The organism is Paenibacillus sp. SRL342 (genome assembly GCF_984798905.1).
Window position 1 is genome coordinate 4,913,213 of sequence record NZ_OZ481790.1, and the last position, 12,404, is coordinate 4,925,616.

The window sequence follows — 12,404 nt, forward strand, 5'->3', positions numbered from 1 at the left end:
TTTATTAATATCGTCAATACAACCCAATAATGAAACGCACCTGGATGAATTTTGTTGCGCTAGAAGCCTCAAACTACCCCTAAGCCTTGTTATTCATCCTTTGTGTGATCATGTGCATCGTTCAGTACATCCCCCATATATATGCGGATGGTTGATCCCTGATCTACCCTCGCCCCAGGCTTAGGTGCCTGATTAATAACGTATTTACCACTGCCAGACTTCGCCAGCATAAAATTCATGTTCAGGTCTTCGTACAGATCTTCAACAGTAGCTCCTGTCAGGTCTGGGACTGTCACGATTTTGGTTTCACCATACTTGTATTCTTTGGCGACCTGATCCTTCCGAGCAGGGACATTCATATAATGCAAAGCATCTTCAAGGATGTTCTGCACAATCGGGGCGGCAACCACACCTCCGAACTGAATTCCTTTGGGATTATCAACTGCCGTATAGACGACAATCTGTGGGTCATCTGCCGGTGCAAATCCAATAAAGGATACAATATGCTCAGTCGAGGAATAACGTCCGTTGATAACCTTCTGGGCTGTACCTGTTTTGCCACCGACCCGGTATCCATCAATGAATGCTGGACGCCCGGTACCTTTTGCGACAACACTCTCGAGTGCTTCACGTACTTGTTTGGATGTATTCTCCGAGATCACCTGACGAACCAGTTCTGGCTTGGCTTCTTCCATGACTTCTCCCGTGACCGGATGGACCCACGCTTTTGTAACATAAGGCTTGTAAAGTTTACCCCCATTGATGGCTGCTGACACAGCAGCTACTTGCTGAATGGGCGTTACGGATACGCCTTGACCAAAAGCCGTTGTTGCAAGCTCGACAGGTCCCACTCTGGACAGTTTGAACAGAATTCCACTGGCTTCTCCGCTGAGGTCAATCCCTGTCTTGGTACCAAAGCCGAAGTCTTTAATGTAGGAGAACAACGATTCTTTGCCCAGCCTCTGCCCCAAAGCCACAAAGCCCGGGTTACACGAGTTCTCAACCACCTGCAGGAAAGTTTGACTTCCGTGGCCGCCCTTTTTCCAGCAGCGCAGGCGGGCTCCACCCACCTCAACATATCCGGGATCAAAAAATTGATCCTGTTGCAGATTGACCTTTTTCTCTTCAAGCGCCGCCGCCAAGGTAATGATCTTAAATGTGGAGCCCGGTTCGTAGGTCATCCAGATCGGCAAATTCCGATTGTATATCTCCGCTGGATATTGCTGATAATCGGCAGGTTCGTATCCCGGCCTGCTGGACATCCCCAAGATTTCACCTGTTTTGGGATTCATCGCTATGGCCAATGCTGAGTTCGCCTGGAACTTCACCATGGCCTGATCCAGCTCTCTCTCCATGATGGACTGAATGGATTTATCAATGGTCAGCTTGAGGTTAAGGCCGTCCTTCGGTTCCACATACTTCTCGGATGAGCCCGGCATTAGCCTTCCGGCCGCATCGGACAAGTAGGACACACTGCCATTCAAACCATTCAGCTTATCATCATATTTCTTCTCGACACCCGTTAAGCCCTGATTGTCAATGCCCGTAAAACCAAGAATATGGGCAGCCAAATCGTCATAAGGATAAAAACGTTTATTGTCCTCAGCAACAACGATACCCGGAAGCTTCAAATCACGGATGCGCTGAGCTTTCTCCATCGTAATTTTGCGGCCGCCGGGTTGTAGTCGTACAATGAGTTCTCGTTTCTTGATGGTTGCCAGCACTTTTTCTTCCGTCATCCCAAGCAATGGGGCCAGCGCTTTAGCTGTCGATTCAGCTTCTTTAACCTGAGCCGGAATGGCCATAATGGTTGGTGTTGTCACATTATAGGCCAGAGAGGTTCCATTTCGATCCAGGATCTCCCCCCGCTTGGCTGAGTAAGGAATATTACGCCGCCAGGATTCTTCTGCTTTTGCTGACAATTCAGGGCCTTCCCCGAGCTGTACATAAGCAAGCCTGATCATCAGGGCCGAAAATAACAAAACTAAAATCATTAAACTCCATAGCAACCTGCGTCGCAGATTTACGCTTGATCCCTTCACGAAAAGATCCCCCCACTCGTCCCAAAATCATGACATTCGTTCCATTCATGAATATTCAGGACAACCGGGGGTTAGAACAAGCTGTCAGAGCTCCCTAAGGAAGCGAAGCTCCGTTTGTTGCTGGATCATCAGAGGATTCGGATTCATTGGCAGGAGCTTTGTTGTTATCTGTTTCTTCTGTTCCGTCTGTTTCGTCGGTTTTAACTTCTCCGGCCGAAGCCTCTTGTTCCTTCACTTCAGCTTCTGACGACGGATCAGAAGAGATTGGAGCCTCATCGGCTATACCTGTCACTGCAGCTTTGGCAGTTTGCAAGTTCAACTGTACAGTTCTCTGCTCACCTGCGACCTGCTCCGTTTGCTTCACCACATAGCCCTCACCCTTGACCGTAACCCCCACCTTCATGAGAGAAAGTACTTCAAGGGCATCACGGAGAGATTCACCTGTTAGATCGGGAATCTTCATCTTGCTGCTTTCTTCCGTTAGCAGATAGATTCGTTGGCCTGGATTCATAGAGGCGCCAGCAACCGGATACTGCCGAATTACATTATCACCTTGACCAAGAGTCACATAAGCAATTCCTGCGCTTAGAAGCTGGCTTCTGGCTTGTTTGGCTGTCTTGCCACTCAAGTCAGGCGCCTTGGCTTGCACGACCGAGACTTCTTTTGACTTTTTGTCAGGAGTTTTGGCTGTATCTTTGGGTATTCCCATGTATTGAAGAGTCTGGCTGACAATCTTTTTGAACACCGGGGCAGCTGCGGTTCCTCCCCCAATGTTGGTTCCATCCGGTTGGTCAATGACAACAAGTATAGCAATCTTCGGATTATTCACGGGCGCAAATCCAATAAACGATACAACGTCTTTCGACTTGCTGTATGCTCCGTTAACAACTTTTCTTGCCGTACCTGTCTTACCAGCTACACGGTAACCTTCAATATAGGCGTTACGACCGGTACCAATCGTTTGGTCTGCAACGACTTGTTCCAGATAACCACTCACCAGTTTGGAAGATTCCTTGGAAATCACCTGACGAACAACTTTGGGTTTGATGACTTCCGTTGTCCCATCATTCGGGTTCTTGATCTCCTTCACCAGATGTGGCTCCAGCAATTTGCCACCGTTGGCAATCGCAGAGATTGCTGCGACCTGTTGAATTGGTGTTACCTGTACCAGACCGTGTCCGTAAGCAGCAGTAGCAATCTCGGATTTGTAAACCAGTGGCTTGATCGGGGACGCTGCCTCGTTCGGCAGATCAATACCCGTCTTTTTGCCGAAACCGAATTCGTCTATGTAATGACGCAGACGTTCACCGCCAAGCATGTTGTAACCCAAGTTAACAAAAGCAATGTTACTTGACCGTTTGACACCTTCGAGATACGAGATCCAACCATAGGAATGACCATTGTCACTAATTGGGAAACCACCGATATACATGCGTTTGGATTCAAAACTTGCATTGGGATCGAAAAGTTTTTCTTCAACAGCCCCTGCTAGCGTCACTATTTTGAATGTACTCCCTGGCTCATAGATGGATTGCGTAGCATGGTTGATAAAATTCCTTTGATCAGGTGTACTCCCATACGTATTCGGATTAAAAGTTGGCCAGTTAGCCATCCCTAGAATCTCCATCGTATTTGGGTCCGCAGCAATGACCGTCATGCTCAATGGATTATACTTGGCGACGGCTTCTTTCATTGCATCCTCAATGTAGAACTGGATCGTATCATCGATGGTCAGCGTAAGGTTCTTACCGTTCTGAGGTGGCAGATAGTTATCCTGTGAATCCGGAAGTTTGATGCCTTTGGCATCTTTCTGATAATTCAGATATCCGTCTGTACCTGTCAGTGTTTCATCATATGAGACTTCAAGTCCATTGACAGCTTTTCCATCACGGCTCATATATCCCAAGAGGTGAGAAGCAAGTGTTTCTTCAGGGTAAAAACGCTTCGACTCCTGAGCCATCACTATTGCATTACGCGCCTTATATTCATCTTGCAGTTCTTCACGCAACTCGTTGACTTGTGCCGCAATCTCAGGACTTATCTTATAACCTTCACTGCGCACTTCACGCTGTTGAAAAAACTTGCCCTTTGCATTTTTGGCTGTGACCAAAGCACGCATCTCACTCTCATTTTTCCCAAGAAGGGCAGAGAGCTTCTCCGTAACAACATCCTGGATTCCGAGTTCATTAATTAATAACGGATTAACGGAAACCGTATATGCAGGCGCGTCAGTAGCCAAAATGTTACCGTTTCGATCCGTAATCGTTCCACGTGCAGCCTTAATCGTCTGTTCCCGCTCTACCAAACCGGCTGCCCGTTCCTGCCATACACCGCCATTCACAACTTGAATGAAAAAGATTCGGGTTACGAGTACAAGAAAAAAGAGGGTAATACATCCCCCTATAAGCAACGTGCGCATCTTTATTCTTTTTATCATCGGAACACCTCTTTACTTACTGCTTGCTGTATTCGAGGACGACTCAGTACCAGTTGAATTCGTACTTGTTGAGCGAGGTACATAAATGACATCCTTACCGGATGCTTCAACGTAACCAAGTTGTTTTGCATTTTCGATGACCTGGTTGTTCAATGTTTCTTTTTCCACCTGCAGGTCTGCAATCGTCTTTTCATACCCTTTGATATCCGAAATAGTGGACTGAGCCTGCTTGTTCAGATCATAGATATGAGCATAACGAGACATCAAGGTTCCTCCAACCAGGATAACTGCAACTAAGGTAATCAGATACAGAATCTTCTCGCGTGCCGGAAGACCCGTACGACGGGTCACCACTTTGGTGGTTTCTTTGTATCGTTGCTGGGTCACACGTTCCTGGGACGCTTTTTCTTTTACAGCGAGATTACCACGTGTATATGCCATACTCCGATTCTCTCCTCCACTCTTGATCTACAATTTCTCGGCTACGCGCAGCTTGGCTGAACGAGCACGTGAATTTTCGGTCAATTCCGTTTCCGTTGGAATCAACGGTTTTCTGTTAACTAAACGCAGGGTCCCTTTGCCGCCGCATACACACAACGGAAAATCGGGTGGACATGTACATTTTTCCAGATAACTGCTGAAAATCTGTTTACATATCCGATCCTCAAGGGAGTGGAAGGTAATAACAGATACACGTCCTCCTGGTGCCAGACAACGAACAGCCTGATGCAAGCCTTCTTCAAAGGCACCTAACTCATCGTTGACGGCAATGCGTAATGCCTGGAAGCTGCGTTTGGCAGGATGTCCACCGGTACGGCGAGCTGCCGCCGGGATGCCTTCCTTGATCAGTTCCACGAGTTCTCCTGTCGTCTCAATGGTAGACTGCGCTCGTTTTCCGACGATAACACGGGCAATTCTTCTCGAAAACTTCTCTTCACCATAGCGATACAAAATTCGAGCAATCTCTTCTTCTGGCCACTCATTCACAATCTCTTTAGCCGTCAGCATTGCATCCTGATCCATTCGCATATCGAGCGGAGCATCGTGATTGTAGCTGAACCCACGTTCTCCTTCATCAAATTGCGGAGATGACACACCCAAGTCGTACAAAATACCATCGACCTGTGGTGCACCATCCTTCATTGGTACATCCAGATCCTTGAGTACCTGTTCCAGATCTCGAAAATTGGTTTTCACCAATGTTACATGTTCTCCATAAGCAGCGAGCTTCTCGCGAGCATTATCCAAAGCCCAATCATCCTGATCAAGTGCGATCAGACGTCCCCCTGGACCGAGCTTGGAAGCAATCACGGAGCTATGTCCGCCACCGCCTAAAGTGCAGTCCACGTATATACCGTCCTGCTTGATGTTTAATCCCTCTGTTGCCTCTTCTTTGAGTACGGTTATGTGGTGAAACAACCTGCACCCCTCCTGACTTTATAAATCAAAATTAAAATCGACCAGCTTTTCGGCAATGTCGTTGAATGCTTCTTCGGATTGATTGAAATAACTCTCCCATATGCCTTTGCTCCAAATCTCCACCCGGTTTGACACGCCAAGAACAACACAATCCTTGTCCAGCTTGGCATACTCTCTTAAATTGCCCGGCAGATTTACCCTGCCCTGTTTGTCCAGTTCACATTCGGTTGCACCCGAGAAAAAAAACCGGGTAAACGCACGTGCATCAGATTTCATCAATGGCAGTGCTTTGAGCTTCTGTTCCATGACCCCCCACTCCTCCATGGGGTACACGAAAAGGCACTGGTCCAAACCCCGTGTGACAACGAAAGACGGTCCCAGAGATTCGCGGAATTTAGCCGGAATGATAACCCGACCCTTATCATCAATGCTATGTTGGAACTCCCCCATAAACATTGGCCCACTCACTCCTCACCCGTTTCTCCCACTTTGCCCCACTTTCCACCACCTAAGCATAATAGATTCGCACAAAAAAATCAAAACCCTTCTTGCATGACTTGATTTTTTAAATTTTCAGCATAAAAAAACGTCCTTGATCCTGTCACTCAGGATCAAAGACGCTTCCCGTAAACGGGCAATCGTATGTCTACCCGCACATGAGCCATATCATCAATAAACCATTCTATACCTATTGAATCATTTCATCAGCTTGTAATTATTGGATAAAGCTTAAAATTTCCAGCTATCCAGGTATTTCTCTTGCTCAGCTGACAAGGAGTCGATGCCAATATTCAGGCTTTCAAGTTTATAGCTGGCAACCTGCTGGTCAATATCATAAGGTACATTAACAACGTTATTACCCAAGTTTTCATAATTTTCACTTACATAACGCAGACCAAGTGCCTGCAGGGCAAACGTCGTATCCATGATTTCGGCAGGGTGACCATCTGCTGCACCCAGGTTCACAAGACGACCTTCTGCAAGAAGGTACATTTTACGACCATCTTTGAAGCGATATTCCTCAATGTTGCGACGAACTGTGCGAATCGATTCCGAACGTTTAGCCAGTTCAGGTTTATTCACTTCAACATCAAAGTGACCTGCATTACTCAGGATCGCTCCGTCCTTCATCACATCGTAATGCTCACCTGTGATAACATCCTTATTGCCTGTAACTGCAATAAAGAAATCGCCCAATTTGGCGGCTTCTACCATCGTCATGACCCGGAATCCGTCCATGTGTGCTTCTACCGCTTTGATTGGATCGATCTCGGTTACGATCACATTTGCACCAAGACCTTTGGCGCGCATCGCTACACCTTTACCACACCAGCCATAACCTGCTACCACTACGTTTTTACCAGCGATAACTAGGTTGGTTGTACGAATAATCCCGTCGAATGCAGATTGTCCCGTACCGTAGCGATTGTCAAACAGATACTTGCAGTATGCGTCATTAACCGCAACCATCGGAAACTTCAATTGGCCTTCTTTCGCCAATGCTTTCAAACGAATAATACCCGTTGTCGTTTCTTCTGCTCCTCCGCGAATGGTTGCTGCGAGGTCAGGGCGCTCGGATGCAATGATGGTTGCAAAGTCTCCACCATCATCAATAATGAGATCAGGCTTCACCTCAAGCGCACGCAGTTGCAATGTTTTGAATTCCGCAGGCTCCGGATTGTACTTCGCATACACCGTAACGCCGTCTTCCACCAATGCTGCGCAAACATCATCTTGTGTAGACAATGGGTTGCTGTGCGTAATCGTTACTTCCGCCCCACCCGCTTGGATCACTTTTGCCAAGTAAGCTGTTTTCGCTTCCAGATGAAGACAAATGGCAACCTTCAAACCTTTGAAGGGCAGATCCTGTTCGAACTGGCGACGAATGCGGTTCAGTACCGGCATATGCGCTTCTACCCAATCAATTTTCAGGTGACCCTCTGAAGCGAGTCCCATATCTTTAACAATACTGTTTTGCAATGCAGGTGTAGTCATTTCATATCCTCCTCATTTATGTGTTTCTTCTATTATAAAGGGCTCTACAGTGCAATAACCTTATGCTCTCCAAGGAATTCACTTGAGTCCTTAATCAGTTCATCGATCCACTCGGTGCCATAACGATTCAGGTAAAAGAGTGCATTATGTACTCGTTCCTGTGGTTTGCCCGTTGGGAATAAGGAGTTCTGAATGCCGTTCCAGTGCCTTAGACTCACATTGTGTTTATCTTCGATAGCTTTGTGAGTCTGCTGTTTCAGATACTGCATTTGCTCGTTGATTTTACTCAAATTGGTATCGCCAATTCGTTCCAGCCCCGGATGAATCTCTGCGATCTCATCTAGCAACGGTCCATACAGATCAAGAAACGCCTCCTGAACCTTGTCAAACTGTTCATCTACCTGGAACGTCTCCTGCTGTGCGAGCCACTGCTCCTTCTTTTCTTCTATATGATATTGAACATCTTGAAAAGAAAGCCCATATTGTTTCATATGTTTGTGATGAATATCTTCCATAATGGTGAAAGACAACCGCGGCAACAAAATGGGCATTTGCAGGCCGAACTGACGGAATGCCTCCCGAGTCAAACCCCAATATGCAATTTCACCTTGCCCCAAAATAACAGCGGCTACAGGCAGCACGGAATCTTGCATTAATGGTCGTGTCAGTACATTGTTACTGAAGCGCTCCGGATGTTCTCCCAGTTCCTGAAGCAAACGTTCCTCTGTAAAAGAAACCAAACCTTTGCGATCACTATATAACCCGTCCTTCAACAACAAGAGTAGACGCGCACCTTCATGAATGTAGAACAGATTGGCTCCATCCTCTGCTACTTCGGCAGGCATAGCATAACCAGCTTGTTGTACCTGCGAAGCACCTTGTGTGTATGCGTTGCGCAGCACTGCATTTTTTCGTATCAACCGCTCAAACACGGGCTGTTCCAACCTGCGTAAATCTGGATCCGATGCATCCATTAGAACAAGTCCACTGCTGGCAAACAAGGCAGATATCATGCGGGCAAATGCATCACTCAGATTTGAACTGGATTGATGGATCTCTGTGATACATTTCATCAGTCCTGGTTTATGTATCGTATCAGGTAAAAGATGTTCCACCTGTTCGAGTACATTCATCCACTGCTGTTTATCCACATGAACATTACTCACAGAATCCCTTCCTGCGAATCGTCCTTGTAACTTAACCTTCTTCATGTCTCCCTGATGATCAGGTAGATATGTGTGGTTAACCTCATCCCAGTCATGGTCTTCACCGGCAATCCAAAATACTGGGACTACCGGGCGTTGAAGTCTTTCTTCCGCTTCACGCGCAGCTGCCACTACGCTGGCGGCTTTGTATATGACGAACAGGGGTCCGGTGAGCAGACCGCTCTGCTGTCCTCCTGTAACTACGAGTGCATCTTGTTCTGCAAGACGTGTGATAGACGCATGAACCTCTCCATGGTCGTTCACCCGCTTATTATATATACGTAAATACTCTGCCAGATCACGACGATCAATACGTGTGTTTTCCGATTGGTCCAGCCACTCGGCACGCGCCTGAAGTCCTGATTCCCAGCGAATGTCATACTCGTAAAGGCCACGCGCAGCATCTCTTGAACAGATATATTCTTCTGCAAGTCTTGATCCGCTGCGGAGTGCCTCGGTAATACCGTTCATGAGGTCTGCCTCCTATTCTGCTTCAAAGAGCCTTTCTTGATTGTACCGAATTCAAGGCCGCTTCGTCAAAAGAAAGTGATTAAAATACGAAAAAAACCGCCGAACAAGTCGGCGGCATTTAATACATCAATAATAGCATATCGCTTTAATATTCCTATTATACGTAAGGTTCTGCAACCCAGTGACCTTTGGAAACCTCAATCAATTGAGCATTTTCCAGGTTGTACGGGTCATTTGCAGGACCACCAGATCCATTCTGAATCGGGCTCATATGCTCTTCCGGCAGCAAGATGCGACGTTTGTTCGCTTCCACTTCCGGATCAGGTACAGGGATTGCTGAGAGCAATGTTTTGGTATAAGGGTGGATAGGGTTCGCATACAGTTCTTCACTTTCTGCGAGCTCAACCACTTTACCCATGTACATTACAGCGACACGGTCACTGATATGTTTAACCATCGACAAGTCATGCGCGATAAACAGGTAAGTCAAGCCGAGACGTTGCTGAAGTTCTTCAAGCAATTTCACGACCTGCGCCTGAATGGATACATCCAGTGCAGACAATGGCTCATCACAGATGATGAATTTAGGGTCTACAGCAAGTGCACGCGCAATCCCGATCCGTTGTCTTTGACCACCGGAGAATTCATGTGGATAACGAAGAGCATGACTTGGATTCAAACCTACCAGATCAAGCAGTTCCTCCACTCGTCTCTTGCGCTCTTTAGAGCTGGAAGCCAGACCATGAATATCGAGGGACTCCCCGATAATATCCATAACATTGAAACGCGGGTTAAGAGATGCATATGGATCTTGGAAGATCATCTGCATATCTTTACGCATTTCTTTCATTTTGCGCGGGGACAACTTGTAGATATCCGTTCCGTTGAAGTTAACATTTCCGCCAGTTGGCTCATAAAGACGCAGAATGGTACGACCTGTTGTGGATTTACCACAGCCAGACTCGCCTACAACGCCAAGTGTTTCACCTTCAAAGATATCAAAGCTTACGTCATTGACCGCTTTGAGAATGTTACCTTTACCCAAATTAAAGTACTGTTTCAAGTTTTTCACTTGTACCAGAGGCTTATTGCTGCCTTTGATAATACCAGCCGGAGCTGGTTTTTCCTTTTTGGGCTCGTCCAGACGAGGCAAAGCATTCAGCAATTTAATGGTGTATGGATGTTGAGGGTTACTAAAGATTTCAGCAGTTGTTCCTGTTTCAACAACTTCGCCTTCCTTCATAACAACAACACGGTCACACATACCCGCTACGACACCAAGGTCATGCGTAATCAGCATGATCGATGTTCCCAGCTTTTGCTGCATGTCTTTCATGACATCCAGAATTTGAGCCTGAATTGTAACGTCAAGTGCAGTTGTCGGTTCATCCGCAATCAGAAGGGATGGACGACATGCAAGTGCGATCGCAATCATGGCACGCTGACGCATACCACCAGAGAATTGGTGTGGATAATGATTCATGCGAATAGCCGCATTTTTAATACCTACAAGTTCAAGCATCTCCAAAGCCGCTTTATTCGCCGCTTGTTTGGACATGTTCTGGTGCTTGCGCAATACTTCGGTAATTTGTTTACCAATTTTAATAGTAGGATTCAATGAAGTCATTGGATCTTGGAAGATCATACCGATATCTTTACCACGAATCGCTTCCATTTGTTTGTCTGTCTTATTCAGCAGGTCTTGCCCGTGAAAAGTAATTTCTCCGCTTTTGACCTTCGAAGGCGGGGAGGGAATCAATTTCATGATGGTTTGGGCGGTAACACTCTTACCACTACCCGATTCACCTACGATCCCCAGCGTCTCTCCTTTGCCAAGTTCAAAACTCACATGTTTAACGGCATCAAATTCACCAGAACGTGTTGAGAACGACACACTCAGGTCTTTGACAGTTAAAATCGGCTCCATAATCCCACCTCCTGTTTCTATTTACGTAATTTCGGATCGAGTGCGTCACGCAGACCGTCTCCGAGCAAGTTAAATGCAAGCATTGTAAGAACCATCAGACCTGCTGGGAACCACATCCGCCACGGGAATAGCGTCCAGCCTGTAAGTGCATCATTGATCATAGAACCTAGTGAAGATCTTGGTGCTGATACACCCAATCCAAGGAAGCTCAGGAACGCTTCGGCAAAGATTGCATTTGGAATGGACAACGTCAATGTTACAAGAATCGGTCCTATTGCATTGGGCAACAAATGACGGAACAATTGACGCCCTGTGCTTGCTCCCATGGACCTTGCAGCAAGAATAAAGTCTCTGTTTTTGAGTTGCATAATTTCACCACGCACAATCCATGACATGCTGATCCAGCCTGTGATGGTGAGGGCAATGATAATCGTTGTTAGACTTGGTTCCAGTACAACCAGTAACAAAATTACAACAAGCATGTACGGCAAGGAGTAGAGGATTTCAGAAAACTTGTTCATAATTCCATCTACACGTCCACCGTAGAAACCCATGATCGCTCCATAAATAACCCCGATAACAAGGTCAATCAAGGCTGCGGCCAAACCTACAGTAAGGGATACACGTGCTCCTACCCAAGTTCTTACCCACACGTCGCGACCAAGCTCGTCCGTACCGAACCAGTGCTCCGCACTCGGTGCTGCATTGGCATTCAACAAATCATTGGAATAATAATTATAACTTGTAAACAAAGAAGTTGGACCAATCAAAGAGAAAATCACGACAAGAACCAACACGCTCAGACTGATCATTGCAGCCTTATTGGTTGCAAGTCTGTACATGGCATCTTTAAAAAGGGATACACTTTCTTGCGGTTTAACCGCTGCCTGACTAGTCAGGTTCGTGTT

9 protein-coding genes are annotated in these 12,404 nt (G+C 46.5%); all 9 read right to left on the reverse strand.

Annotation, left to right across the window (positions count from 1 at the left end; all coding sequences use genetic code 11):
* Positions 1 to 89: 89 nt before the first annotated feature.
* The 9 genes from AC4E8D_RS21665 to AC4E8D_RS21705 all read right to left on the reverse strand — a co-directional run bounded on the left by AC4E8D_RS21665 (position 90) and on the right by AC4E8D_RS21705 (position 12,395).
* Positions 90 to 2,042 carry a stage V sporulation protein D gene (locus tag AC4E8D_RS21665; protein WP_221822034.1) on the reverse strand — a complete coding sequence of 651 codons (1,953 nt, stop codon included), beginning with the start codon at positions 2,040 to 2,042 and terminating at the stop codon, positions 90 to 92.
* A gap of 94 nt (positions 2,043 to 2,136) precedes the next feature.
* Positions 2,137 to 4,479, reverse strand: a complete 2,343-nt coding sequence (locus AC4E8D_RS21670; protein ID WP_221822032.1) for a penicillin-binding transpeptidase domain-containing protein — start codon at positions 4,477 to 4,479, stop codon at positions 2,137 to 2,139.
* 12 nt (positions 4,480 to 4,491) lie between these two features.
* The gene (locus AC4E8D_RS21675) at positions 4,492 to 4,920 is read right to left on the reverse strand and encodes a hypothetical protein (protein WP_490205206.1); all 429 of its coding nucleotides are present in this window, start codon (positions 4,918 to 4,920) and stop codon (positions 4,492 to 4,494) included.
* A 27-nt stretch (positions 4,921 to 4,947) separates the two neighbouring features.
* Positions 4,948 to 5,898, reverse strand: a complete 951-nt coding sequence (gene rsmH, locus AC4E8D_RS21680) for a 16S rRNA (cytosine(1402)-N(4))-methyltransferase RsmH (RefSeq protein WP_221822028.1) — start codon at positions 5,896 to 5,898, stop codon at positions 4,948 to 4,950.
* A gap of 18 nt (positions 5,899 to 5,916) precedes the next feature.
* On the reverse strand, positions 5,917 to 6,354 hold the full coding sequence (mraZ, locus tag AC4E8D_RS21685) for a division/cell wall cluster transcriptional repressor MraZ (RefSeq protein ID WP_017687291.1): 438 nt from the start codon (positions 6,352 to 6,354) through the stop codon (positions 5,917 to 5,919).
* Between the two features lie 273 nt (positions 6,355 to 6,627).
* Positions 6,628 to 7,893, reverse strand: a complete 1,266-nt coding sequence (locus tag AC4E8D_RS21690; protein WP_221822023.1) for an adenosylhomocysteinase — start codon at positions 7,891 to 7,893, stop codon at positions 6,628 to 6,630.
* 44 nt (positions 7,894 to 7,937) lie between these two features.
* The gene (gene bshC, locus AC4E8D_RS21695) at positions 7,938 to 9,569 is read right to left on the reverse strand and encodes a bacillithiol biosynthesis cysteine-adding enzyme BshC (RefSeq protein ID WP_221822021.1); all 1,632 of its coding nucleotides are present in this window, start codon (positions 9,567 to 9,569) and stop codon (positions 7,938 to 7,940) included.
* Positions 9,570 to 9,726: 157 nt separating this feature from the next.
* Positions 9,727 to 11,496, reverse strand: a complete 1,770-nt coding sequence (locus AC4E8D_RS21700) for an ABC transporter ATP-binding protein (RefSeq protein ID WP_091028470.1) — start codon at positions 11,494 to 11,496, stop codon at positions 9,727 to 9,729.
* 17 nt (positions 11,497 to 11,513) lie between these two features.
* Entirely contained in the window at positions 11,514 to 12,395 is an 882-nt protein-coding gene (locus AC4E8D_RS21705; RefSeq protein WP_370511422.1) for an ABC transporter permease, read from the reverse strand.
* Between the last annotated feature and the right edge of the window lie 9 nt (positions 12,396 to 12,404).